This window comes from Hyphomicrobium sp. DMF-1 (assembly GCF_027886585.1).
GTDB lineage: Bacteria > Pseudomonadota > Alphaproteobacteria > Rhizobiales > Hyphomicrobiaceae > Hyphomicrobium_C > Hyphomicrobium_C zavarzinii.
The window spans coordinates 2,346,506-2,370,615 of record NZ_CP115706.1 but is presented as its reverse complement, the minus strand read 5'-3'; the positions used below and the strand labels follow the sequence as shown (position 1 = coordinate 2,370,615).

Below are 24,110 nucleotides of genomic sequence, written 5' to 3'. Positions count from 1 at the left end.
GCGCCAGCCCCGCTCAACCGAGACCGTGAAACTTCCGGATTTCGGCAACCACGTCCGAGAACTCGAACGCCACATCGCCGGGAGGCGGCCCCAGCAGCCAGGCTTGGATCTGCGGCTCGGTCACGGCCAGGAAGCGCTCGAACCGCGCCAGCTCCTCGCCCGACATGCCGGAGAGCCGCTCCTCCGCGAACCGGCCCACCAGAAGATCGAGCTCCTTGGTTCCCCGGTGGGCCGCGCGCCAAGCTGCGCGACGGCGCCGCACCTCAATATCGTCGCTCATGATCAGAAAAACCGTTTGCGTGCCGGGCCCGCTTTGCTTCGCCCGCCTCGGGGTGTCATATAACGCCCTCTCCGGGGCCTGTCAGCCCATGGAGAGGGCGGTCGCCCTCCCGCGTCGCCGCAGGCCGGTTCCGGAAACTCTTTCCAGACCCAGAACAACGAGATAACCAAACCCCCGAGCGCGGTTCCGACGCAGACGACATGCGGCCCAACGAGCTATCTCCCCTGTTCGCATCCGCCGATACCCTGAAGGGTGTCGGCCCGCACGTCATGACGCTGCTCAAGAAGGCGCTGAAACTGCCCCCGGGCGTCGCGCAACCCCGCGTCATCGACCTGCTCTGGCATCTGCCCACGGGCGTCATCGACCGGCGCGCCGAGCCAACCGTAGCCGCCGCCATTCCCGGCACCATCGCCACCCTCAAGGTGCGCGTGCTGAAGCATAAGGCGCCCCCGCGCGGAAACAACAAAGCGCCCTACAAAGTCTCGACCGAGGACGAGACCGGCCGCCTCGATCTCATCTTCTTCCGCGCAGAGCGCTCCTTCATCGAGCGGCAGCTCCCCGTGGGCGAGGAGCGCTACATCTCCGGCCGCGTCGAGCGCTATGGCGAAACACTCCAGATGGCGCACCCGGATTACATCGTGGCCCCCGAGGCGCGCGGCGATCTCCCGCTGCTGGAGCCGGTCTATCCGCTCACGGGCGGCCTCTCCGGAAAGGTGCTGCTCAAGGCCGAGCGCCAGGCCCTCGACAAAGCCCCCGCGCTTGACGAGTGGCAGGATGCGGCCTGGCTCAAGCAACGGGGATGGCCCACCTTTGCCGAGGCGTTGAAACGCCTCCACCACCCGGACGACGCCGCAGACGTCTCCCCCGGCAGCACCCCGCTCCAGCGCATCGCCTACGACGAGCTGCTCGCCAACCAGCTCGCGCTCGCCATCGTGCGCGAAAGCTTCAAGGCTCAGCGCGGCCGCCCTGTGAAAGGCGACGGACGCCTGCGCCAAAAGATTGTCGCCGCCCTACCCTTCAAGCTCACGGGCTCGCAGACGGCCGCGCTCAAGGAGATCGAGATCGACATGAGCTCGCCGCGGCGCATGTTGCGGCTGCTCCAGGGCGACGTAGGCTCCGGCAAGACCGTCGTCGCGCTGCTGGCCATGGCAACGGCGGTGGAGGCCGGCGCACAAGCGGCCCTCATGGCCCCGACCGAGGTGCTCGCCCGCCAGCACGCAGAAACCATCGCGCCGCTCGCGGAGGCCGCGGGCCTCTGCGTCGGCCTCCTCACCGGGCGCGAGAAAGGCCGCGCCCGCGACGAGCTTTTGAGCCGCCTCGCCTCGGGCGAGATCGACATCCTCATCGGCACCCACGCGCTCTTCCAGGACGACGTCGTCTTTCGCGATCTCGCCTTCGCCGTCATCGACGAGCAGCATCGCTTTGGCGTCCACCAGCGCCTCGCGCTCCAGACCAAGGGAGGCGAAGGCGGCGCCAACATGCTGGTCATGACGGCAACGCCCATTCCGCGCACGCTTCTCATGACGCATTACGGCGATCTCGAAGTCTCGCGCCTTTCCGAGAAGCCCGCCGGCCGCAAACCCATCACCACGCGCCAAATCCCCAACACCAGCATCGAGAAGCTGATCGCGCGCATCAAGGTACAGCTTGCGGAGGGCGCGCAGGTCTATTGGGTCTGCCCGCTCATCGAAAGCTCGGACGTGTCAGATCTCGCCGCCGCCGAGGAACGCCACGCGCATCTGACCCAGATCCTCGGCGAAGGCGTCGGCCTCCTCCACGGCGGCATGAACGCCACTGCCAAGGACGCCACCATGGCCGCCTTCGCCGACGGCAATCTCAAGGTGCTCGTCGCCACAACCGTCATCGAGGTCGGCGTCAACGTGCCGAATGCCAACATCATGGTGATCGAGCACGCCGAGCGCTTCGGCCTGGCCCAGCTTCACCAGCTCCGCGGCCGCGTAGGCCGCGGCAGCCGCGAGAGCTTCTGCATGCTGCTCTATCAGGAGCCGCTGACCAAGACTGCTCAAGAGCGCCTCAAGATGATGGAGGAGACCGAGGACGGCTTCCTGATCGCGGAGAAGGATCTCGAGCTGCGCGGCGGCGGCGAGGTGCTGGGTGCGCGCCAGAGCGGAGAAGCGGAGTTCCGCGTTGCGGGCGGCGTGAACTTCTCCGAGATGCTGCAAGCAGCCCACGACGACGCACGCCTGATCTATCAGGCCGACCCCGCGCTCACCACTGAGCGCGGCCAGGCCCTGCGCCGCCTGCTCTATCTCTTCGAATGCGACGAGGCCATCCGCCTGTTCCGCGCGGCGTAGACAGAACCGCGCGCATCACGTTCCGGATGGCAGCGCTAGCCGCTCATGTCCCGCCCTCGGGCGTCGTCCCGGGAGGCGGAGGCCGCTTCGTCTCGGTTCTGATGCCGCGCTCGGCGAGCTGCTTGAGCCGCGCCTCGTAGTCCGGCACGACCATGCCAGCCGACATCACGATCTTGGCCGCATCCTCGACGCTCATTTTGAGGAACTTTACGTCGCGGCGCGGCACGAAGCAGATGAAGCCCGTCGGCGGCACGATGCCTGTCGGCATGAACACCGTCAGCAGGTCCTCTTCCCCGCCGGGCTGCGCGATGTTGATCTCGCCCTTGGTCTCGCCCGTCACGAACACGATGGACCAGAGACCCTTCGAGGGAAACTCGATCAGACCCACCTTCTGGAAGCCCTGCTGCGTGCCGCTCGCTGACGCCGACACCAGCGACTCGAAGAACTGCTTCAGCGCCCGGTACACATTGCGCACGATCGGCATGCGATCGAGCGCCATCTCACCGAACGAGATCAGCGAGCGTCCCAACAGGTTGGCGGCGAGCGCGCCGGTCACCGTCAGGAACAGGATGCCGAACAGAAGCCCGATGCCGGGCACCGCGAAGGGAAGATACGTATCCGGAAGATAGATGCGCGGCACGAACGGCTTGAGCCACGCGTCCGTGACGTTGATCACCCACCAGATGATGTAGATCGTGAGCGTGACCGGGCCGACGATGATGAGGCCGGTCAGAAAGTAGTTCCGGAGCCGGGCGCCGATGCGTAGCGGGGCACCATCATCGGTAGCCAGACGCTGAAGCCCGGCAGAAAGTCCGCCGTCGTCGCTGCCGCTGGGCTTTTTGCCGGAAGGGGTGTTCGTCATCGCAGGACCATGGTGGGGTCTCGGGTGTCACTCGTCAACACCCGCCGCGATCCGCCAAGTCCCGGCCGCCGGTCCGCTACTGCGTCACCACCAGACAGTCGAAACCTTGTGGCTTGAGCGTCTTGCAGAGCTGGCCGGGCTCCGCCGCATCGGCATAAGGCCCGAGCCGCACGCGGTAGAACGTGCCCATGCTGCCGATCACGGCTTCGTCGATCTCGGGCGTCACTGTGCCGTTCTGCACGGCCTGATAGGTACGCAGCGATTGCGCGAGCTTTTCGGCCTCCTCGCGCGAGCGCACGGCCGCGACCTGGAGCTTGTAGGCACCACCTGCCGCACCCACCGATGCGGTCTTGGTCTTCTTGCTGGGCGCCGGTGCGGTTGCCGTCTGCGGGCCTCCCCAGGGCAGCTCGGTCGGCGCGTCGGGTCCGCGCTGAACCATGGACGACGTCTGCGCCGTGGTAACTGTCGTCTCCGGGCCCCAGCCGGACGGCTGCGCCGTCGAGCCGGTCGTGACCGGCGAGGCCTCGGCGGAGGCCTGCGAGCCGGACGTGCCGGAGCCGAAGATGTTGCCGAAGAACCCGCTCACCGCCGAGCCTGCGCCCGCGAGAGGGTTCGAGGCCGGGCTCTGCGGCGCGGCGGCCGCGCCCGGCATCGTGTTGAAACCGCCCGCGTCCGACGCGGGGGCATAGCCTGCCACGATCTGCGCCTGAGCCGGTGGCGGCGAGCTCGTCGTCGCGGTCTGCGTATCCCACGAGGTCTGCGCAACGGCCGCGGGAGCCTCGGGAGCCGCCACAAACCCGGAAACCGGTGCGGCAGCGGGCGCGGGAGCGATGGCCGCAGACATGGAGGTCGGCACGACGGCCGTAGCCTGCGCCGTCTGCTGCGCGGGCGCCGCCGACGGCGAGGACGAGCCGCCGGTCAGCGACGGCAGTGTCGGCAGCGAAAGGAAATTCCAGAACGAGGACTGCTGCGAGACATCCACCACCTGCGCGCCGGGCTTCGCCCCGCCTGCAGAGGCCGTCGCCGTCGACTGATCGAGCGGCGCCGCGCCGATCGGGGGCGGATTATCACCCAGCCCGGCCTCGCGATAGGCGAGCTGGCGCTCCTCGGTTGCCTTCTTCTTGAGAGTGTCCGGAAGCCCGCCCTTGAGCCAGATGGCTGTGGTCAGATCCGAGATCGCCTGCGCGGGCCGGCCGAGTTGCCGATAAGCCGAACCACGGAAATACAGCGCACGTGCCATTTGCGCGTTGGGCAGACCGCCGCCCGCAAGAGCCACGCTGAGCTGCTGCTCCGCCCCGGCCATGTCACCGGATTCGAAAGCCTTGGTACCGGCGGCGTAAGCGCGCTGGATCGCAGCCGTATCGACCTGCGGCGCGGCATCCTGCTTCTTCTGCTTGGCGGATTTGTTGGTGGTCTTCTTGTTCGTCTCGCCAGCCGCATACGCGCTCGCCGGCAGCACCGCGACGCCAAGCGCCAGCGCGGCTGCCAACAAGGGCAAACCCACCCGCCCGGCGCCCGTCTTTCGATGAGCAGCGTTTACCATGCGCTATTTTCCCTGCCGCTAGCCTGACGCAGCACCCCACGAACATCTAAGTCAACCAGACGGAAGAGGCAAATCCGGGGCAACACGGTGACCGCGCTTATCCCCCTCATTCGACCGTAACCGACTTGGCGAGATTACGCGGCTGATCGACGTCGGTCCCCATGAACACGGCCGTATGATAGGCGAGAAGCTGAACCGGGATCGCGTAGATCAGCGGATTGGTCAACGGATGCGCCTTGGGCGTCGGGATATGGGCCGCGAGCGCGCACCCGATCGTCTCGGGATTAGCGTTCGAGATCAATATGATCTGTCCACCGCGGGCGGCCACTTCCTGCACGTTCGACACCGTCTTCTCGAGCAGGTCGTCCTCCGGCGCCACCACGATCACCGGCACCGCCTCGTCGATCAGCGCGATCGGCCCGTGCTTGAGCTCGCCCGCCGCGTAGCCCTCCGCGTGGATGTACGAGATCTCCTTGAGCTTGAGCGCCCCTTCGAGCGCCAGCGGATAGCTGGAGCCGCGTCCGAGATAGAGCACGTCGCGCGCCTTCGAGAGCCCGTGAGCAAGTTCGATGTACTGCTCCTCGTTGCGCAGCACCGTCGAGATGAGACGCGGCACCTCAACGAGCGCCGTCACTAATTCCTGCTCCAGCTCCTGAGAGATCGCCCCGCGCGCACGCCCAATCGCGATGGCGAGGCACGCGAGCGCGGCAAGCTGGCAGGTGAAAGCCTTGGTCGAGGCGACGCCGATCTCGGGCCCCGCGAGCGTTGGCAGCACTGCGTGCGATTCGCGCGCGATCGTCGACGTGCGCACGTTGACGATGGAGGCGATGCGCTGACCATTGGCCTTGGCATAGCGCAGCGTCGCCAGCGTGTCCGCCGTCTCGCCCGACTGCGAGACGAACACGGCGAGGCCGTCCGCCGGCAGCGGCGCCTCGCGATAGCGCATTTCGGAGGCGACATCGATCTCGACCGGCACGCGCGCGTAGCGCTCAATCCAGTACTTGCCCACGAGACCTGCGTAGTAAGCGGTGCCGCACGCAGAGATCGTCACGCGCGAGATCTTGGTGAGATCGATGCCGAGATCCGGAAAGTTCACCCGCGCATTCGCCATGTCCAGATAGTTGGAGAGCGTATGGCTGATGACGTCCGGCTGCTCGTGGATCTCCTTCGCCATGAAGTGGCGGTGATTACCCTTGTCGACCAGCAGCGAACTCGCGACCGACTTGATGAGCGGGCGCGTCACGGGCTGGCCTGCGCGGTCGAACACCTGCACGCCCGCGCGGCGCATCACCGCCCAGTCGCCTTCCTCGAGATAGGTGATTGCGTCCGTGAACGGCGCGAGCGCGATGGCATCGCTGCCGAGATACATCTCGCCGCTGCCGTGCCCGATGGCGAGCGGGCTTCCCTGCCGCGCGGCGATCATCAGATCGTCCTCACCCGCGAAGATGATGCCGAGCGCGAACGCACCCTTCAGCTTGCCGAGCGCGGCCTTCACCGCATCGATCGGCCCCGCGCCCCGCTCCATCTCATCGGTGACGAGATGCACGACGGCTTCCGTATCCGTGTCCGTCTCGAACGTGTGCCCCTTGGCAGTGAGCTCCGTCTTGAGCTCGCGGAAGTTCTCGATGATGCCGTTGTGAACCACCGACACCTTGGCGCTCATGTGCGGATGCGCATTGCGCTCCGTGGGCCGCCCATGTGTCGCCCAGCGCGTATGCCCGATGCCCGTGTGCCCCGAGAGGGGCTCCGAGAGCAGCCGGGTTTCCAGATTGCGCAGCTTGCCTTCCGCGCGCCGCCGCTCGAGATGCCCGTTTTCGACGGTCGCCACACCGGCGCTGTCATAGCCGCGATACTCGAGCCGCCTCAGCGCATCGACGAGATCCGTCGCCACGGGTTTGCTGCCGAGAATGCCGACAATGCCACACATCGGTGAGCCTTTCGCTGCAAAGCTGGAGATCGACCGGAATCGGACGGAGAGATGGAAGACGCCCCCGGACTTGCCGTACGAAACGAGCGGCGGCCTATCAAATCAAACAATATGTCGATTCTTAACGCGACTTATTTCCCACTCGCCTGCGCCTTCCGGCGCGCCATCATGATGCGAAATTTGGCAGCCCACCCAGGACGTTCCTCCTGGGAGCTGCGCTCCAGCGCCAGCGCATCCGCTTCCACGTTCTTGGTGATCACGCTGCCCGATCCGATGTAGGCCCCCGCGCCGATCTTGACCGGCGCGACGAGCGAGGAGTTGGAGCCGACGAACGCCCCCTCCCCGATCTCGGTCTTGCTTTTGAAGAAGCCGTCGTAATTGCAGAAAATCGTACCGGCGCCGATGTTCGCCTTCGCCCCCACCGAGCCGTCGCCCAGGTAGGAGAGGTGGTTGGCCTTGGCCCCGTCGCCAAGCGCCACGTTCTTCACCTCGACAAAATTTCCGATGTGCACGTCTCGTCCCAGAACCGCGCCCTGCCGGAGCCGCGCGTAGGGGCCGACCCGCGCGCCCGCGCCCACACGCGCGCCTTCGAGGTAGGAGTTGGCCTTGATCTCGGCGCCCTCGTCCACCGTCACGCCCGGGCCGAAGAACACGTTGGGCTCGACCACCACGTCACGCGCCAGCGCGGTATCGAACGAGAACCACACCGTCTCGGGCGAGATCAGCGTCACGCCTTCGTCCATGGCCTGCTCCCGTGCGCGGCGCTGCCAGATCGCTTCCGCCTGAGCGAGTTCCCGGCGCGCGTTGACGCCGAGCACCTCGTCCTCCTCGCACACGACCACGCCCGCGCGGCCGCCCTGGCTGCGCACGATCTCGATCGCATCCGTGAGATAGAACTCGCCCTTCGCGTTGGCGTTGCCGATTTTGTCGAGCACAGCGATCGGCAGATCGAGCCGGAATGCCATCACGCCGGAGTTGCAGAGCTTGACCTCGCGCTCGGCCGGGCTCGCGTCCTTGGCTTCACGGATCGCGAGCAGCGTGCCGTCTACCGACGTGAGCAACCGCCCATAGCTGCCGGGATCGCGCGCATAGAAGCCGAGCACCGCCACCGCCGCACCCCGGTCCAGCTCTCCGATGAGCGCCTCCAGGGTTTCCTTCGTGATAAGCGGCGTATCCGCGAACAGAACCAGCAGGTCGCCTTTATGCGCCGCGATGGCTTCGCGCGCGGCCAGCACGGCATCCGCCGTCCCCGCCTGGTTCTCCTGCACGTAGACAGCCGCATCCGGAACCGCCGCCGTCGCCTCCTTGCGCACCGCGTCCATGCCGGGGCCCACCACCACCGCGAGCTTGTCCCCGCCGACGCTCTTGGCGCGTGCGAGCACGTGCCCCAGCATCGATCGGCCCGCGATGCGATGTAGAACCTTCGGCAGGTTCGAGCGCATGCGCGTTCCCTTGCCGGCGGCAAGTATGACGGTAAGCAGCGATCTGCTCATGGAGAAACCCTGGACGCTTGAGGGCCGCCGGAGGACCGGAACCCGGTTCCCCGCAGAAAAGCACGGCCAATTGAAGAGCTTGCGACCATTCTACGGTCCTTTGGGAACCGGGACCGGCCGCAGCACGCGAGAATCGGGCAGCACGCTATCGCTCCCCACGCCGGATCGCAAATCAGCCGCCGGACTGATGCACCCCGGACACCCCTCCCGGGCCTGCTGGCTTTTCCCCAAATCGTCCACAGTTGCATCACCCCGTTACGTTGACCCTCCGGGCCCGACTCAGACACCAACATTCTCATGCAAGAGGCCGCGTCGCCCGGTGTTCGGAAGGCCTGATCGAAAGGCCGGTTTCATTTGGCGGCGGCGCTGGAAAGCCTCCAACACAGTAGGGTCCGGAAAACAGATCATGACGGAAAAAAGCCTCCCGCAGCCGAGTTCGCCGTCGAGCGCCCCGCCCGCCAGGAGCCGCACTTTCACCCCCTACGTCCTGATTTGGGCGGGTCTCGCCACCCTGTCGCTCATCTATCTCGGTCTTCTCGCCACGCAGCCCGCCCTCGTCGCCCGCTATCTGGGCGCCGCCGGCACGAAGACGGCCGCGGCAGAGACTGAAGCTTCCCAGAAGGCCATCGGCGAGGCTGTGGCGGAGGTGCATACGCTCCGCGAGACGATCGATCTCTTCCGCAACGAGCTGATCGAGCTGCGCGCCCAGGTCTCGGGCCAGACCGATGCGGCCCGTGATCTCGCCACCCGCATGGCGGCGCTGGAAGCGGCCGATCAGGCGGACCCGCAGCGCATTGCCGCCAAGGATGCCAACGCCAAGACGGCAGCCGCGCAGGCCAAGGGCGCCAAGACCAAGGCCGAGCCGGCCCAGACGGCCGCAGCCACTCCCGCCCAGAAAGCGGCTGAGAAAGCGGCTGAGAAGGAAGCCGCGAAGAAGGCGGCCGCCAACAAGGCCGCGCCGGGCCTAGAGACCGGCAGCGTCGCCCAGCCCGCAGCCGGCGCCATCACGTTTGGCCCGCCGACCGTCACCACCACCATTGCCGTTCCGCCCTCGCAGACGGCGCCGCCAGCGAAGCCCCTTATCGGCGTGCAGATCGCGACCGGCCCCTCGGTCGACAGCCTGCGTCTGAGCTGGACCCTGCTCAACGAGCGCCACGGCGACACCCTCCGCGCCCTCGAGCCGCGTTACACCACCGACTCTTCCGGCGCCGAGCAGACCTACGATCTGGTTGTCGGCCCGGTCGCCTCGGTGGACGAGGCGCGCAGGCTCTGCCAGGAGCTGGCCCTCAAGGCGACGCCCTGCTCCGTCGGCCGCTTCACCGGCGACGCGCTCTAGCCCACGGCACGAGCGACACGACGCGACCACACGTCCTCCCCGGCTCATGGCGAAGCTCAGCTCCGCCACGAGCGCGGGGAGACGCCGTTTTGGCGACGGCTTCGCGCGCCACAAGGCACGCGCCGGCAAACAACCGCCATGTCTGCACGCCAGAACCGCGTGACACCAACCGGTCTGAGGAGCAGCACACATGAAGCCCATCATGAACCTCGACGAGGTCGAATTCGACGATGTCGAAGAAAACGGCATCTACACGTCGAGCCGCGGCCAGATCAGCGATCACATCGGCGCGAAGAAACTGGGGTACAATCTGACCGTCCTGCCGCCGGGGAAGGTCCAGTGCCCTTTCCATTGCCATCACGGCGAAGAGGAAATGTTTCTGATCCTCGAAGGCGAAGGCGAGCTGCGCTTCGGAGACAGGCGCTATCCGATCCGCAAGCACGACGTCATCGCGTGCCCGCCGGGAGGACCTGAGGTGGCGCATCAGATCATCAACACGGGCGCGACGACGATGCGCTATCTGGCACTCTCGAACCTCGTCGACGTCGAAGCGTGCGAATACCCGGATTCACAGAAGGTTTCGATCGTGACCGGCAATCGCGGCGAGCGCGGCCTGCGCAAGATCTTCCGCGCCGAGAACACGGTCGACTATTACGATCGCGAGAAAGACTGACCTGCGCGCGGCATTCCTCTCCCGGCCCCTGCGGAGCATCGCTCCACTATGACCGGGGAAGGATCTGCGTCTTGGCGAAACCTAGAGATCGTCCGCCTTGAAGGTGTCGCACGCCTTCATCTCGCCGGACTGGAACCCGCGCTTGAACCACGCCTGCCTCTGCGCCGAGGTGCCGTGCGTGAACGCATCCGGCACGATGCGGCCCTGCGTGCGCTTCTGGATCATGTCGTCGCCGATCTGGCTCGCCGCGTTGAGCGCCTCGTCGATGTCGCCGCTTTCGAGCCGGTTCTTGAGCTGATCGTTGAGATTGGCCCACACGCCCGCCAGGCAATCGGCCTGCAGCTCCATCATCACCTGGATGCGGTTGCCTTCCCGCTCGCTCACGCGAGACTTCGCCCGCTGCACCTGATCCGAGATGCCGAGCAGGGTCTGCACATGATGGCCGACCTCGTGCGCGATCACGTAAGCCTGCGCGAAATCACCCGGCGCGTTGAAGCGGCGCTTCAGCTCGTCATAGAAAACGAGGTCCACGTAGACCTTCTGATCGAGCGGGCAATAGAACGGCCCCATGGCCGAAACGCCGGTGCCGCACGCCGTCTGCGTGCCGCCGCTGAACAGCACGAGCTGCGGCTCCTTGTACTTGCGCCCGAAGCTCTGAAACACCTGGTTCCAAACGTCCTCCGTATCGGCGAGCACACGCGAGATGAACACCTTCATCTCGTCGGTGGCCTTAGGAACCGGCTTCTCCTGTCCGGCGGGCTCAGCGCCGGGCAGCCCGGGGATCTCGAAGGGATTGTTGCGCTCCGCCGTGCGGCGCGGCGCCTGCTGCTGCTGAGGCATATTCGAGATGTCGGGAATGCCCTGACCACCGCCCAGCAGCACGTCCAGCGGGTTGATGCCGAAGAACAGCATGATCGCGCCGAGGATCAGCAGCGACGTGATGCTCATGCCGCCACGGCCGCCGATCGGGATCTGGATACCGCGCCCGCCGCCACCTCCCGGGAAACGGAACCCGCCGCCGCCCTGACCGCGCCGGTCATCTACGTTGCTGCTCTGGCGGTCGTCATCTTCGTAGCGCATGAAGGCACCTGTCTTCGCTTCGTTCGTTTTCAGACCATAGCTCTTGAGCGAGGACAAGAGCCAGTCGTTTGGACCGGATCGCGATTTTCCGGGCGCAAGAATGCCGATGATATAGGCAGAGCGCGCCGAAACTTTGAACGCGCCGGCGCCCCGCTCAGGCGATGCGGCGCAACATGCCGGCGCACCGGCCTGACCTGCCACGCATTTTTCCGTCACACCACCCTGGCATGACGATTGCTATTCCTTTTCGGACAGAGATGTCTGTGGGCGAGGCATCCTCGCCGATTGTCGATCTCGAAACGCGAGTGCTACATCGGGCGGCCCCCGAGGGGTATCCCGCCCGCACCGCAAACCCTGATGATGGAGGCGATTTTGCTGCGTCCGTTCCCGCCGTTCCGCGCCAAGCCGTCGAGGAAGCCCATCGCGCCCAAGCCCAGCGGCGAAGGCCGCAAGGAGACGGCTGCGATCGCCGTCAAGGCCCAGCGCCATCCGATCAAGCTTGCGCGGCTGAACGCCGCCCCGCCCCTCAAGATCTTGGGCCGCGACGCGCACGCATGAGGCGCGGCGAGGCCGGGGAAGCTTAGAGCCCCGCCGTCATGCCGCCATCCACGGCCAGCTCGGCACCCGTTACGTAGGCAGAATCCGCGCTCGCGAAGAACAGCGTCGCCCGCGCGATTTCCTCGGCCGTCCCGAAACGCCTGAGCGGCGTCTTATCGAGCAGCGCCTTGCTGACGAGCGGATTCTTGAGGAAGCGCTCGGTCAGAGCCGTGTCGATGTAGCCCGGCGCCACCGAGTTCACGCGGATATTGTAGGGCGCGTACTCGACCGCCAGCGCCTTCGTCAGCGCCGTCACGGCGCCCTTAGTTGCGGAATAGCCCGCGAGCTGTCGCAACCCGCGCTGCCCCATGATCGACGACACGTTGATCAGCGAACCGTCGCCGGAAGCCTTGAGCAAGCCGAACGCGTCCCGCGCGATCCGCACCACGCCGTCCAGGTTCACTTCCCGGATCTTCACCCAGTCCGCATCCGAGAGATGCCGGAAGTCGCTGCGCACGTTGAGGCCGGCGTTGTTGACGACCACGTCCGCCCGCCCGAAGGCGCGCTCCACCTCGCGGAACAATGCCGTCACGTCCTGCCCGCGCGAGACGTCAACCGTCATCGCCGTGGCCTGAAGCCCCTGCCCTCGCAGTCCCTCGGCAACCTGGGCGGCACTCTCTCCGTTGAGATCCGTCACGAACACGTGCGCACCCTCGGCCGCAAACAGGCTCGCGATCGCACGGCCGATGCCGGCCCCTGCCCCCGTCACCACCGCGACCTTGTCTTTCAGTCGATCCATATGCCTTCAAACCTTCGTGGATGAGAATACGAGAGCGCGATGCAACAGAGATGTCAGGATCCCGGCCGGCCCTGCGAAGCACGGCTGCGGGACGACGTCAGGCGCGCGGGAGACCGGTTTCCCAAGTACTCCGCCGAGTTCCGTCTGCCACTTATTGCTGGTCCCCGGAACTATGCAACAGCCCTGAGCGGGCCGGAATTAAATCGTATCGTTTGCTGAATCCTTCAGGCGGGCGGCGCCCACTTCTCGCGCAGGGTAACCAGCTCCTCGCCAGCAGACGGATGCAGCGCGATCGTCGCGTCGAAGTCCGATTTCCGCGCCCCGAGCTGCAGCGCCACCGCCGCCATCTGCACGATCTCCGCCGCATCCGGCCCCAGCACGTGGCAGCCGAGTACGCGGTCCGTCACCCGGTCGACCACGAGCTTCATCAACATGCGCTCGTTGCGCCCCGAGATCGTGTTGCGCATCGGCCGGAAGCGCGACTTGTAGAGATCGAGTTCGTGCCCGAGCGCACGCGCGGCCTCCTCCGAAAGCCCGACCGTCGCCAGCTCGGGCGTCGTGAACACAGCCGTCGGAATGAGCGTGTGATCGACCTGGACGGGGCGCTTGCCGAATACGGTGTCGGCGAAGGCATGTCCCTCGCGAATGGCGACCGGCGTAAGGTTAGCCCGGTCCGTTACGTCGCCCACCGCGAAGATGCCCGGCACCGTCGTCTGCGAGAAGCTGTCGACGATGATCTCGCCCTTGGCACCCGTGCGCACGCCCGCCGAGTCGAGCCCTAGGCCCTTCGTCGCCGGCTCGCGGCCGATCGCGGAGAGGACGAGATCCGTCTCCAGCGAGCCCCCGCCTCTGAGCGCCACGTGGTAGGCCGCGCCATCGCGCGCAACACCTGTCAGCGCTTCATTCATCAGGAGCCTGATCCCACGCCCCGCGAGCGCTTCCATCAGGCCGTCCCGCAGATCCTCGTCGAAGCCGCGCAGCACCTTGTCCCGGCGATGAACCAGCGTCGTCTCCACGCCGAGCCCGGCGAAAATCGAGGCGAACTCGACCGCAATATAACCGCCGCCGCACACCACGATGCGCTTCGGCAGATCCTCCAGCTCGAACACCTCGTTCGAGGTGATGATGTGATTGGCGCCCGGAATATCGCCGTAACGGCTCGGCCGCCCGCCGGTCGCGATCAGGATGGTCCGCGCCGTGATCCGCTGCCCGTCGGAAAGCTTCACCGCACCGGGGCCAATCAGCTCCGCGCGCGTCTTGAGCGTCACCACGCCCTTGGCCTTGAGATTGCTTTCGTAGATCTGCTCCAGACGGGCGATCTCGCGATCCTTATTGGCGATCAGCGTCCGCCAGTCGAACGTCGCAGGCCCGCTCGTCCACCCAAAGCCGCGCGCATCCTCGAACTCGTCGCCGTAGCGCGACGCATAGACGAGCAGCTTCTTCGGCACGCACCCGCGGATGACGCACGTGCCCCCGTAGCGGTCCTCCTCCGCGATCGCGACCTTCGCTCCATAGCCGGCCGCGATGCGCGCCGCGCGAACGCCACCGGATCCGCCACCGATGACGAAGAGATCATAGTCCGTCGCTGTCATGTTTTAAGGCTCGGGCTCATGGGTCCGTAAGTCGGCGTAAACCTGACTGAACTGCGCCACCCGCGCAACCTGCCCGGCCGCCGCAGCGCCGGCCAAGACCGGGATCAGACCGCCTCTTCGTGGCTCTCCCCGTAGCTGGCCTCGATCACCGCGACCCCGTCGGGACCGCCGATGATGGCCGCATCGGCAATGCCGAGGAACAAGCCGTTCTCCACCACGCCCGGAATGAACTTCAAGGCCTCGTCGAGGGATTCGGGATCGTCGAGACGCCCGAAGGCGCAGTCGAAGATGTAGTTGCCGCCGTCCGTCACGAACGGCTGTCCATCCGCACCCAGACGAAGCCTGATCTCGCCATGGCAGCCCGCGTCTGCGGCCAGCATCTCGATCATGTTGCGCGTGGCCGTCACACCGAAGCGGACCACCTCGACCGGAAGCGGGAATGCTCCGAGCTTTTCCACGCGCTTCGAAGAATCCGCGATCACGATCATGCGGTCGGACGCCGTGGCGACGATCTTCTCACGCAGCAGTGCGCCGCCCCCGCCCTTGATCAGCCGCAGCTCGCCGTCGAGCTCGTCCGCCCCATCGATCGTGAGATCGAGCAGCGGCGTCTCGTCGAGCGTCGTCAGGGGAATGCCGAAGCGCGCGGCCTTGATCCGCGTCTCCTCCGAGGTCGGCACGCAGATGACGGAAAGTCCCTTCTGAACCTCCGCGCCCAGCAGCTCTACGAACAGTGAAGCCGTCGAGCCCGTACCCAGGCCGAGCCGCATCCTGGGCTCCACGAAGCTCAGCGCCCGGCGCGCTGCGTCCAGCTTGTAGGTATCGACCGACGACATTCCGTTGTCCTTCCGAAAATACCTTTGTCTGCCAGCCGATCAGCGCGAGGGCAAGCTTGAAGAACGGCCGGAAGAGGCTCAGACGGAAGAATGCGGCGGATGTGCGCCTTGCGAGCCCTATCTTAAGCGCATAAACGAGGACCATGCAAAATGCGACCCTCGTTTTCGACCTGGACGGAACGCTCGTCGATACGGCGCCCGATCTGGTCGCCGCCACCAACCACGCCCTCGCCGACCTCGATCTGCCTCCCATCCCTGCCGAAACGCTGCGTCACGCCATCGGGTTCGGCGCCCGCCGCATGATTGTGGAGGGGCTGCAGCAGACCGGCCTCACGCTGCCGGACGCCGAGCTGGACCGCCTCCTGGCGCTCTTTCTCGATTACTACGAGCCGAACATCGCCCGCGAGAGCCGCCCCTTCGAAGGCGCCGTGGAGGTGCTCGAGCGCTTGAAGGGAGAAGGCGCCCGCCTGGCCATCTGCACCAACAAGCGCCTCGCGCTCGCCGAGCGCCTGCTGCGGGAGCTGCGCATCGATGGCCTCTTCGCCGCCATCGCAGGGCGAGACAGCTTCCCGGTCTACAAGCCCCACCCCGATCACCTGACCGGCGCCGTGCGCATGGCGGGCGGTGACGTGAGGAACGCGGTCATGGTGGGCGACACCAGCATCGACATCGCAGCCGCCCGCGCCGCCATCGTGCCGGTCATTGGCTGCACCTTCGGCTATTCGGATGCGCCGATGGATACCCTCGCGCCGGACGCCATCATCACGGGCTATGGCGAGTTGGAACCCGCCGTCCGCGCGCTCCTCGCCAATTTTTCCGCGGGAGCCGCGGCCGGAGCTGCAAAGCCACAAATTTAACAGATGGCACGCCTAGGACGTTTGCCGTCGAGGAGGCGGTCAGGGGCTGGCCTGGCGGCACAACGCCGGGCTGTCAGGGACAACGAGACAACTCAACACGTTAGAATGCGCCGGCGCCATACGGCCGCGTTCGAGACCTGCGACAGGTCACAAGGACAAAGGATACGTCATATGCTGAAATCACTGACTGCCGCTCTTGCGATCTCCGCGGCCCTCGCCACTGCGTCGTTCGCGGCCGATGCGCCGAAGGACTCGGACGAGTGCCTGAAGCGTGCCATCGACCTGGCCGAATCCGCCGAGCAAAAGAAGCTCCCGGAGGACAAGCTGGCCAAGATCGAGGATCTGCTGACCAAGCTCGAAGGCCATTGCGAGCAGAGCCAGTTCACCGAGGCCGCCGCCGTCGCCACGGAGATCGAAGGCGCGATCGGAAAATAATCCTCCGGGCGCCATCGCCGGAGCGAAAATATCCAATGATTTCGGGAGAGCGGCCCCTGTGCCGCTCTCTTTATATTAGGGCTTTGGAAAGGCTCTGAGACGGTAGGCCGTTTGACAGCGGGCCGATCCTCTCCCATGTTCCCGGCCCGAGTTTGAAGCATGGAACCGTCCCGCGCAGCGCACCGCGTCGGACAATTTAAAGTGGAGCGCGGCGGGAAATCCCAGGCGCCGGAACGGTCAAGGCCCGCAATATTATGAACGTCGTTATCGTGGAATCGGCCGCCAAGGCCAAAACGATCAACAAATATTTAGGCAGCAACTACAAGGTGCTGGCGTCCTTCGGTCACGTCCGCGACCTGCCGTCGAAGGACGGCTCCGTGGTCCCCGACAAGGACTTCGAGATGACCTGGGAGATCGACGGCGGCTCCCAGAAAATCATCCGCGAGATCGCAGACGCGGTCAAAAACGCCGACAAACTGATTCTCGCCACCGACCCTGATCGCGAGGGCGAGGCCATCTCCTGGCACCTGCTGGAGATCCTCGGCCAGAAGAAAGCCCTCAAGAAGGGTCTCGAGATCGAGCGCGTGGCTTTCAACGCAGTCACCAAGCAGGCGATCCTCGCCGCACTCGCCGAACCGCGCCAGATCGACGAGCCTCTGGTGGACGCCTACCTCGCCCGCCGCGCCCTCGACTATCTCGTGGGCTTCACGCTCTCTCCTGTGCTCTGGCGCAAGCTGCCGGGCGCGCGCTCTGCCGGCCGCGTGCAATCCGTGGCGCTGCGCCTGGTCTGTGACCGCGAGGCCGAGATCGAGGCCTTCAAGACCGACGAATACTGGACCATTGAGGCCACCCTGGCCACTGCGAAGGGCGAGGAGTTTCCGGCTCGCTTGAACGCGATCGGCGGCGAAACGCTGAAGAAGCTCGGCATCAAGGACGAGGCGACCGCGTTCGCCATCAAGCGCGCCATCGAGAAGGGCGAGTTCCGCGTTGTCTCCGTCGAGAGCAAGGACGTCAAGCGCAACCCCTATGCGCCGTTCGCGACCTCCACGCTGCAGATGGATGCCTCTCGCAAGCTCGGCTTCTCCGCGAAGCAGACCATGCAGGTCGCCCAGCGCCTCTACGAAGGCGTCGACGTCGGCGGCGAGACGGTCGGCCTCATCACCTATATGCGAACCGACGGCGTCACCATCGTGCCGGAGGCGATCAACGCCATCCGCGGTCTCGTGGCGCGCGAATACTCGCAGAAGTACGTCGCTCCCTTCGTCCGCGAGTACAAGACCAAGGCGAAGAACGCGCAGGAAGCGCACGAGGCTATCCGCCCCACCGACGTGACGCGCAAGCCGTCCGATGTCGCGCGCTACCTCGACAAGGACCAGGCTCGCCTCTACGAGCTTGTCTGGAAACGCGCCGTCGCGAGCCAGATGGCCTCGGCGGAGTTCAAGCAGACAACCGCCGATATCGAGATCAAGGGCCGCGACGGCAAGACGTACACGCTGCGCGCAACGGGCTCCGTCATTCAGTTCGACGGCTTCCTCAAGGTCTACGACGAAGGCCGTGACGATCGCGTCATGACCCTCAACAAGGGCAAGGAAGATACCTCCGAGGAGGAGGATACCAGCCGCCGCCTGCCCCAGCTCCGCGAAGGTGACCGCGTCACCGACCGCGCGATCGAGGCCGAGCAGCACTTCACGCAGCCCCCGCCGCGCTACTCGGAAGCCACCCTCGTCAAGAAGATGGAGGAGCTCGGCATCGGGCGCCCCTCTACCTACGCCTCCACGCTCGCCGTGCTGCAGGAGCGCGACTACGTCCGCATCGACAAGAAGCGCCTCATCCCCGAGGACAAGGGCCGCCTCGTCATCGCCTTCCTCGAAAGCTTCTTCCGCAAGTATGTGGAGTTCGATTTCACCGCCGCGCTCGAGGAGAAGCTCGATCTCATCTCCTCCGGAGAGATGGAGTACAAAGAGGTGCTGCGCGATTTCTGGCGCGATTTCACCAGCGCCATCGACGGCATCAAGGACCTGCGCGTCGGCGATGTGCTCGAAGCGCTGAACGAGATGCTCGGGCCGCACATCTTCCCCGCCAAGGAGGACGGATCCGATCCGCGCGCCTGCCCCAAGTGCGGCACCGGCCGCCTGTCGCTCAAGATCTCGGGCAAGTCCGGCGCTTTCATCGGCTGCGGCAACTATCCCGACTGCAAATACACCCGCCAGCTCACGGGCGATGCCTCGGGCGCTACGGGTGACCGCGAGCTTGGCTTCGATCCCGAGACCGGGCTCCCCGTGCTCGTCAAATCCGGCCGGTTCGGGCCCTATCTCCAGCTCGGCGAAGCCGAAGGCGACGAGAAGCCGAAGCGCTCCTCGATCCCGCGCGGCATCGATGCGGCCACCATCGATTTCGAGAAGGCCATGCAGCTTCTCTCTCTGCCGCGCGAGGTGGGCATCCATCCGGAGACCGGCACGCCGATCCTCGCCGGCCTCGGCCGTTACGGCCCCTTCGTGCAGCACGACGGCACCTATGCCAACGTCGACAGCATCGAGGATGTCTTCACCATCGGCTTGAACCGCGCGGTCACGCTGATTGCGGAGAAGCGCGCGGGCAAGGGCAATCGCTTCGGTCGCGCGGCAGCCAAGACCGTCTTGAAGGATCTCGGAGAGCATCCCGGCGGCGGCGGCAAGATCCAGGTGCTGGAAGGCAAGTACGGCCCCTACGTCAGCCACGACAAGGTCAACGCCACCGTGCCCAAGGGCACCGATCCCGCAACCCTCACGATCGACGACGCGATCCGCCTCTTGCAGGAGCGCATCGCCAAGGGCGGCGGCAAGAAGCCTGCGAGGAAGGCAGCTGGCAAGGCGAAGTCTTCAAAGACAGCCGCGGCCGACGCCGAAGCGGAGGGCGAGAAGAAGCCCGCCAAGGCCAAGGCTGCAAAGCCCAAGTCCTCAACCGCCGCCAAAGCCAAGCCAGCCGCCAAGAAGAAAGCCGCCTCGAAGGCCTCCACCGAAAGCTGATGGCGACGAAGATCTCCGCATAAGGTCAGTCATGGCACGCAAGCCGCCCACGCGACGCTCGATGCCGAAAGGTGGCAAAGGGTTTCGCAGAGAGCCCGTAAGGCGGCAGCGCGACGAGGGTTTGCCCTCGCGCGAGGAGATCCTTCAGTTTCTGCGCGAAAGCGACAGCACTGCGGGCAAACGTGAGATCACCCGCGCCTTCAACATCAAGGGCGAGGCGCGCATCGGCTTGAAGCGCCTGCTCTCCGAAATGGCAGCCGAAGGCTTGCTCTCGGGCACCCGCAAGGAGCTGCGCGAGGTCGGCAAGCTTCCTCCCGTCACCGTGCTCGAAGTGACGGGCCGCGACAGCGACGGCGATCTCATCGCGCGCCCGGCCGTCTGGAATGCGGCCGACGGCGAAGCCCCCGCCGTGCTCGTCCTCACCCATCGCGCACGCGCCGAGGAGCGCGACGCCATCATCGGCGTCGGCGACCGCATTCTTGCTCGCGTGACGGAGCTCGCCGAGCCCGATGTCGAAGGCCTCAAATACGAGGCCGAGCCCATCAAGGTTCTCCCGCGCGACAAACGCCGCATGCTCGGCATCTATCGCACCCATGCGCGCGGCGGCGGCACCATCGAGCCCGTGGACCGCCGCGAGCTGCGCGCCTGGCAGGTGCGCCAGGGCAACGACGGCAACGCGAAGGACGGCGACCTCGTCCGCTTCGATCTTTCGGCGCGCAACCGCCAGTCCGTTTCCGAAGCGCGCGTGCTCGAAAGCCTGGGCAACCCGCACGACCAGCGCAAGATCAGCCTGATCGCCGTCCACGCCCACGGCTTGCCAGACGATTTCCCCGCCCCCGTCATGGCGGAGAGCGAAGCGCTGGAGCCGTTCTCGGCAGACGACCGCACGGACCTGCGCTCACTGCCCCTCCTCACCATCGACCCCGTCGATGCGCGTGACCACGACGACGCCGTTTACGCCGAGCCCGATGCCGATCCGCGCAACCGCGGCGGCTTCGTCGTCATCGTCGCCATCGCCGACGTCGCGCACTACGTCCGCCCCGGAACCCGCCTCGACAAGGAAGCCCAGCTTCGCGGCAATTCGGTCTACTTTCCCGACCGCGTCGTGCCCATGCTGCCAGAGCGCATCTCGAACAATCTCTGCTCGCTGCGCGAAGGCGAAGACCGGCCCTGCCTCGCCGTCCGCATGATCTTCAACGCGCACGGCCAGAAGCGCCGCCACGAATTCCTGCGCGCGGTGATGAAGAGTGCGGCCAAGCTCAGCTACCAGGAAGCCCAGGCTGCCATCGACGGACGCGTCAGCGAGAAATGCGCACCTCTCATGGAGCGCGCGCTCGCGCCGTTGTGGGAAGCCTACGGCGCGCTCGCCCGCGCCCGAGACCAGCGCCAGCCGCTCGACCTCGATCTTCCGGAGCGCAAGATCCTTCTCGATCAGGAAGGCCGTGTGGCCCGCGTCGTCGTACCCGAACGCCTCGATGCCCACCGCCTGATCGAGGAGTTCATGATCCAGGCGAACGTCGCGGCCGCCGAGACGCTCGAGCAGATGAAGACCCCGCTCGTCTATCGCACGCACGACGTGCCCTCGAAGGAGAAGCTCAAGAGCCTGCGCGATTTCCTCGAAACGCTCGACATGAGGCTGCCCGCCAGCAACGTCCTCAAGCCTGAGGCGTTCAACAAGATCCTCGCGCAAGCCAAGTCGCTACCCGTGCCGGAGCTCGTGAACGAGGTCGTCCTCCGCTCTCAAGCACAGGCCGAATACACGCCGCAGAACATCGGCCACTTCGGATTGAACCTAGCGAAATACGCCCACTTCACCTCGCCAATCCGCCGTTACGCCGATCTCATCGTGCACCGCGCCTTGATCCGCGCGCTGAAGCTTGGCCCGGATGGCCTCGATGACCAGGAGATCACGCGCCTCGCCGATACCGCCAAGGAGATCTCCGACGCCGAGCGGCGCGCCATGGCCGCGGAACGCGAGACCGTCGACCGCCTGATCGCCTCTCACCTGGCCGAGCGCATCAACGCGACGTTCGAAGGACGCATCGCGGGCGTCACGCGCTCGGGTCTCTTCGTCAAGCTGAAGGAGACGGGCGCCGACGGCTTCGTGCCGGTCTCGACGCTGGGACAGGACTTCTACAACCACGTTGAGGAAGCCCACGCCCTCGTCGGCAGCCGCAGCAACGAGACCTATCAGCTCGGCGACGAGGTGACGGTGCGCCTCGTAGAGGCCGTGCCCACCGCCGGCGCTCTGCGTTTCGAGATGTTGACGCCGGGTAAGAAAGGCACGCTCAGCCACCTCAAGGGCGCCCACAAATTCCGCAAGCGCCCTCGCCAGCGGCGCAGATGAGGCGGATAAGAGAGACAATGCCACGTTGAGAGCGAGCATAGGCCCGCTTAGAGTGAGCAGCGAGAGGTCACCGAGCCCTGCCGGGGATCCCGCCTCCGCCCCCAGGAAGACGTACCATGATCGAATTCGACACCGCCTCCCCGCAGCCCGGCGCACGCCCGGCAGAGAGCGCCGAGCCCCGTTCCGTCACCACCGCCATGATGCGCGGCTTCGCACAGAAATGCCCTGCCTGCGGAGAAGGCGCGCTGTTCCACAAATACCTCAAGGTCTCGGATGTCTGCCCCGTATGCGGCGAGGAATTGCACCATCAGCGCGCAGATGACGCGCCGCCGTACTTCACCATGGTCGTCGTCGGACACGTGGTGGTGGGCGGCGTGCTGGCGCTCGAGCAGACTTACGCACCGCCGAGCTGGGTGCACCTCGTCATCTGGCTGCCGACGATCATCATCATGAGCCTGCTTCTGCTCCCGCGTGTCAAAGGCGCGCTCGTCGGCCTGCAATGGGCGCTTCGCATGCACGGCTTTGGCGGCCACGCCGACGAGGTCGAGCCTCTGCCCGATCCCGAGCGGCAATGACCGGCCCGAGACGAAACGGCATGCCGAAGCCCGGGCGCGACACCGGCGATACATCGCGCGCGCATCAGAGGCCGCGAGACGCCGCCACCCTCGTCATCGTCGATCGCACAACGTCCTCCCCTCGCATCCTGATGGGACGGCGCAGGCCCGATCAGGTGTTCCTGCCCAACACCTTCGTGTTCCCAGGCGGACGCGTGGAGGCAGCCGACCGCGCATTCGCGCGTCACCACGCACTCGCACCGAGCGAGACGGAGCGCTTGAAAATCGCCATGCGTGGACGCCCCACGGACACGCGCGCCGCCGCCCTCGCACTTGCAGCCATTCGCGAGACGTTCGAGGAGACGGGCATCGTTGTTGGAGAGGCCGCAGGCGCAGTCCCGCAGGACCCTGAGGGCGGCTGGAGCGATTTCCTGGCGGCAGGCTTCCGGCCGCGTCTCGACAGGCTTGCGTTCTTTGCACGGGCCATCACCCCGCCCGGGCGCCCGCGCCGTTATGACACGCGCTTCTTCATCGTCGATGCCTCGGAGGTCGCCCATCGCGCCGAGCGTGTCGACGGCGAGTTGCTCGACATCGATTGGTACACCATCGAACGCGCGAAAACGCTCGATCTCCCGTCCATCACGCGCCATGTGATGGAGGACATCGCGACACTCGTAAACATGCATGGAAAACATCGTCAAAAGAACGGTGTTCCGTTCTATGTGGAGCGCCACGGCCGCCTTGAACGCAAGATTATCTAACGCGCCCATTCTACAGCTTGACACTCAAGGCGCGGTCAGTATGGTGCCCAATCCGAATTTAAGAGTTATTCCACTTCGAGGTCTCTAGGCCAATGGCTAAGCAGATTACCCAGAAGATCAAGCTGCTCTCCACGGCGGGAACCGGCTTCTTCTACGTGACGAAAAAGAACCCGCGCACGTCCACCGAGAAGCTCGTTTTCAAGCGCTACGACCCCGTCGTTCGCAAGCACGTCGAGTTCAAAGAGACGAAGATCAAGTAATGCGCCGCCGCTCGCCTTCGAGCGGCGCAAAGGCCAGACGCACGATGGCCCGGCCCCCGATCAGCGCACGGGATGCCAGCAGGCTTTGACAGATCTGATTTCGGAAAAGGCCCTCAACCAGGGTCCGTAACCGCTCGGCAGCGGGGTAAGCATTCCGAGATAGCCACGGACCCTGGCCTAGTGACCAGATGGCGTCAAAGAGGGCGTTGACTTACCACCTGGTGTCGTAGTGGACCCAGAAACGGTGTAACTGAGGAGGTGACTCCAAGCCGTCGCGGACCCCACTACAATTTCCCGCTCCATCAGGAGATGCGGCGGACCCAATGGGCTGCGGGAACCGTTGGGCTTGAACGATCGGCAAAACGCAAACTCGCGCCAATCGGTATCAAGACCAATATTGTGTGATCTCCCTCCACTAAATATAAGTCTGGCAGAACAGATCGGCGATTGCAAGTTTAGAGCTTGACCATTGCGTGGCAACCACGGCCACAATCCGATTCGGAGTTAATTCCCCCGAAGGCTGATCGAGATAGCGGATTATAGTCCGTGGACTGCATTTATGCGCACAGCAGCATTGAACATTGCTCGCTTATGCAGCAATCCAGTTTTCTGAAATTCTTT

20 protein-coding genes are annotated in these 24,110 nt (G+C 65.6%); 11 read left to right on the top strand and 9 right to left on the bottom strand.

The genetic code is table 11. The features are described 5' to 3' along the window. Positions 1 to 13 precede the first annotated feature (13 nt). Complete coding sequence (locus tag PE058_RS10865) at positions 14 to 280, bottom strand: succinate dehydrogenase assembly factor 2 (protein WP_020087942.1); 267 nt, start codon at positions 278 to 280, stop codon at positions 14 to 16. 200 nt (positions 281 to 480) lie between these two features. On the opposite strand from PE058_RS10865, the gene recG reads away from it, so the two are divergent. Then, the gene (gene recG, locus PE058_RS10860) at positions 481 to 2,595 is read left to right on the top strand and encodes an ATP-dependent DNA helicase RecG (RefSeq protein WP_271030587.1); all 2,115 of its coding nucleotides are present in this window, start codon (positions 481 to 483) and stop codon (positions 2,593 to 2,595) included. Between the two features lie 43 nt (positions 2,596 to 2,638). Here the strand turns inward: recG and PE058_RS10855 are convergent, their stop codons facing one another. From PE058_RS10855 to glmU, 4 genes are all read right to left on the bottom strand, one after another. Then, on the bottom strand, positions 2,639 to 3,457 hold the full coding sequence (locus tag PE058_RS10855; protein WP_271030586.1) for a DUF502 domain-containing protein: 819 nt from the start codon (positions 3,455 to 3,457) through the stop codon (positions 2,639 to 2,641). A 76-nt stretch (positions 3,458 to 3,533) separates the two neighbouring features. Beyond that, complete coding sequence (locus PE058_RS10850; RefSeq protein WP_271030585.1) at positions 3,534 to 5,000, bottom strand: SPOR domain-containing protein; 1,467 nt, start codon at positions 4,998 to 5,000, stop codon at positions 3,534 to 3,536. A gap of 106 nt (positions 5,001 to 5,106) precedes the next feature. After that, positions 5,107 to 6,927: a glutamine--fructose-6-phosphate transaminase (isomerizing) gene (glmS, locus tag PE058_RS10845; RefSeq protein WP_020087946.1), complete on the bottom strand. Its 1,821-nt coding sequence runs from the start codon at positions 6,925 to 6,927 to the stop codon at positions 5,107 to 5,109. A 131-nt stretch (positions 6,928 to 7,058) separates the two neighbouring features. Beyond that, positions 7,059 to 8,420, bottom strand: coding sequence for a bifunctional UDP-N-acetylglucosamine diphosphorylase/glucosamine-1-phosphate N-acetyltransferase GlmU (gene glmU, locus PE058_RS10840; RefSeq protein ID WP_271030584.1), 1,362 nt, complete (start codon positions 8,418 to 8,420; stop codon positions 7,059 to 7,061). A 406-nt stretch (positions 8,421 to 8,826) separates the two neighbouring features. Between glmU and PE058_RS10835 the strand changes: the two genes are divergently transcribed. Next, a complete protein-coding gene (locus PE058_RS10835) occupies positions 8,827 to 9,756 on the top strand; it encodes an SPOR domain-containing protein (protein WP_271030583.1) in 930 nt (309 codons plus the stop codon). Between the two features lie 190 nt (positions 9,757 to 9,946). Further along, positions 9,947 to 10,429: a cupin domain-containing protein gene (locus PE058_RS10830; protein WP_271030582.1), complete on the top strand. Its 483-nt coding sequence runs from the start codon at positions 9,947 to 9,949 to the stop codon at positions 10,427 to 10,429. A gap of 81 nt (positions 10,430 to 10,510) precedes the next feature. Here PE058_RS10830 and ypfJ read toward each other — a convergent pair whose 3' ends face one another. Next, the gene (gene ypfJ / locus PE058_RS10825) at positions 10,511 to 11,509 is read right to left on the bottom strand and encodes a KPN_02809 family neutral zinc metallopeptidase (protein WP_026868338.1); all 999 of its coding nucleotides are present in this window, start codon (positions 11,507 to 11,509) and stop codon (positions 10,511 to 10,513) included. Positions 11,510 to 11,866: 357 nt separating this feature from the next. Here ypfJ and PE058_RS10820 point away from each other — a divergent pair, with 357 nt between their 5' ends. Further along, the gene (locus PE058_RS10820; RefSeq protein ID WP_020087950.1) at positions 11,867 to 12,067 is read left to right on the top strand and encodes a hypothetical protein; all 201 of its coding nucleotides are present in this window, start codon (positions 11,867 to 11,869) and stop codon (positions 12,065 to 12,067) included. Between the two features lie 22 nt (positions 12,068 to 12,089). On the opposite strand, the gene PE058_RS10815 is transcribed toward PE058_RS10820, so the two are convergent. The 3 genes from PE058_RS10815 to rpiA form a co-directional block, all read right to left on the bottom strand. Then, complete coding sequence (locus tag PE058_RS10815) at positions 12,090 to 12,845, bottom strand: SDR family NAD(P)-dependent oxidoreductase (protein ID WP_020087951.1); 756 nt, start codon at positions 12,843 to 12,845, stop codon at positions 12,090 to 12,092. A gap of 224 nt (positions 12,846 to 13,069) precedes the next feature. After that, complete coding sequence (gene gor, locus PE058_RS10810; protein ID WP_271030581.1) at positions 13,070 to 14,437, bottom strand: glutathione-disulfide reductase; 1,368 nt, start codon at positions 14,435 to 14,437, stop codon at positions 13,070 to 13,072. A 104-nt stretch (positions 14,438 to 14,541) separates the two neighbouring features. Next, positions 14,542 to 15,270 (bottom strand): ribose-5-phosphate isomerase RpiA, encoded by a 729-nt coding sequence (gene rpiA / locus PE058_RS10805; RefSeq protein WP_020087308.1) that lies wholly within the window; start codon positions 15,268 to 15,270, stop codon positions 14,542 to 14,544. 143 nt (positions 15,271 to 15,413) lie between these two features. Between rpiA and PE058_RS10800 the strand changes: the two genes are divergently transcribed. From PE058_RS10800 to rpmG, 7 genes are all read left to right on the top strand, one after another. After that, positions 15,414 to 16,127 (top strand): HAD-IA family hydrolase, encoded by a 714-nt coding sequence (locus tag PE058_RS10800; protein ID WP_271030580.1) that lies wholly within the window; start codon positions 15,414 to 15,416, stop codon positions 16,125 to 16,127. Positions 16,128 to 16,298: 171 nt separating this feature from the next. After that, positions 16,299 to 16,562 (top strand): hypothetical protein, encoded by a 264-nt coding sequence (locus PE058_RS10795; RefSeq protein ID WP_020087306.1) that lies wholly within the window; start codon positions 16,299 to 16,301, stop codon positions 16,560 to 16,562. A gap of 254 nt (positions 16,563 to 16,816) precedes the next feature. Next, a complete protein-coding gene (topA, locus tag PE058_RS10790; protein WP_271030579.1) occupies positions 16,817 to 19,567 on the top strand; it encodes a type I DNA topoisomerase in 2,751 nt (916 codons plus the stop codon). Positions 19,568 to 19,598: 31 nt separating this feature from the next. Then, a complete protein-coding gene (rnr, locus tag PE058_RS10785; protein WP_020087304.1) occupies positions 19,599 to 21,914 on the top strand; it encodes a ribonuclease R in 2,316 nt (771 codons plus the stop codon). Positions 21,915 to 22,030: 116 nt separating this feature from the next. After that, complete coding sequence (locus tag PE058_RS10780; RefSeq protein ID WP_271030578.1) at positions 22,031 to 22,489, top strand: DUF983 domain-containing protein; 459 nt, start codon at positions 22,031 to 22,033, stop codon at positions 22,487 to 22,489. Between the two features lie 20 nt (positions 22,490 to 22,509). Continuing rightward, positions 22,510 to 23,229, top strand: a complete 720-nt coding sequence (locus PE058_RS10775) for an NUDIX hydrolase (RefSeq protein WP_020087302.1) — start codon at positions 22,510 to 22,512, stop codon at positions 23,227 to 23,229. A gap of 92 nt (positions 23,230 to 23,321) precedes the next feature. After that, positions 23,322 to 23,489: a 50S ribosomal protein L33 gene (gene rpmG / locus PE058_RS10770; RefSeq protein WP_020087301.1), complete on the top strand. Its 168-nt coding sequence runs from the start codon at positions 23,322 to 23,324 to the stop codon at positions 23,487 to 23,489. The last annotated feature ends 621 nt before the right edge of the window (positions 23,490 to 24,110 follow it).

Excerpts from the sequence above, each read along its gene's own strand:
- PE058_RS10865 (WP_020087942.1), bottom strand. The coding sequence starts at position 280 with ATGAGCGACGATATTGAGGTGCGGCGCCGTCGCGCAGCTTGGCGCGCG.
- recG (WP_271030587.1), top strand. The coding sequence starts at position 481 with ATGCGGCCCAACGAGCTATCTCCCCTGTTCGCATCCGCCGATACCCTG.
- PE058_RS10855 (WP_271030586.1), bottom strand. The coding sequence starts at position 3,457 with ATGACGAACACCCCTTCCGGCAAAAAGCCCAGCGGCAGCGACGACGGC.
- PE058_RS10850 (WP_271030585.1), bottom strand. The coding sequence starts at position 5,000 with ATGGTAAACGCTGCTCATCGAAAGACGGGCGCCGGGCGGGTGGGTTTG.
- glmS (WP_020087946.1), bottom strand. The coding sequence starts at position 6,927 with ATGTGTGGCATTGTCGGCATTCTCGGCAGCAAACCCGTGGCGACGGAT.
- glmU (WP_271030584.1), bottom strand. The coding sequence starts at position 8,420 with ATGAGCAGATCGCTGCTTACCGTCATACTTGCCGCCGGCAAGGGAACG.
- PE058_RS10835 (WP_271030583.1), top strand. The coding sequence starts at position 8,827 with ATGACGGAAAAAAGCCTCCCGCAGCCGAGTTCGCCGTCGAGCGCCCCG.
- PE058_RS10830 (WP_271030582.1), top strand. The coding sequence starts at position 9,947 with ATGAAGCCCATCATGAACCTCGACGAGGTCGAATTCGACGATGTCGAA.
- ypfJ (WP_026868338.1), bottom strand. The coding sequence starts at position 11,509 with ATGCGCTACGAAGATGACGACCGCCAGAGCAGCAACGTAGATGACCGG.
- PE058_RS10820 (WP_020087950.1), top strand. The coding sequence starts at position 11,867 with ATGATGGAGGCGATTTTGCTGCGTCCGTTCCCGCCGTTCCGCGCCAAG.
- PE058_RS10815 (WP_020087951.1), bottom strand. The coding sequence starts at position 12,845 with ATGGATCGACTGAAAGACAAGGTCGCGGTGGTGACGGGGGCAGGGGCC.
- gor (WP_271030581.1), bottom strand. The coding sequence starts at position 14,437 with ATGACAGCGACGGACTATGATCTCTTCGTCATCGGTGGCGGATCCGGT.
- rpiA (WP_020087308.1), bottom strand. The coding sequence starts at position 15,270 with ATGTCGTCGGTCGATACCTACAAGCTGGACGCAGCGCGCCGGGCGCTG.
- PE058_RS10800 (WP_271030580.1), top strand. The coding sequence starts at position 15,414 with ATGCAAAATGCGACCCTCGTTTTCGACCTGGACGGAACGCTCGTCGAT.
- PE058_RS10795 (WP_020087306.1), top strand. The coding sequence starts at position 16,299 with ATGCTGAAATCACTGACTGCCGCTCTTGCGATCTCCGCGGCCCTCGCC.
- topA (WP_271030579.1), top strand. The coding sequence starts at position 16,817 with ATGAACGTCGTTATCGTGGAATCGGCCGCCAAGGCCAAAACGATCAAC.
- rnr (WP_020087304.1), top strand. The coding sequence starts at position 19,599 with ATGGCACGCAAGCCGCCCACGCGACGCTCGATGCCGAAAGGTGGCAAA.
- PE058_RS10780 (WP_271030578.1), top strand. The coding sequence starts at position 22,031 with ATGATCGAATTCGACACCGCCTCCCCGCAGCCCGGCGCACGCCCGGCA.
- PE058_RS10775 (WP_020087302.1), top strand. The coding sequence starts at position 22,510 with ATGCCGAAGCCCGGGCGCGACACCGGCGATACATCGCGCGCGCATCAG.
- rpmG (WP_020087301.1), top strand. The coding sequence starts at position 23,322 with ATGGCTAAGCAGATTACCCAGAAGATCAAGCTGCTCTCCACGGCGGGA.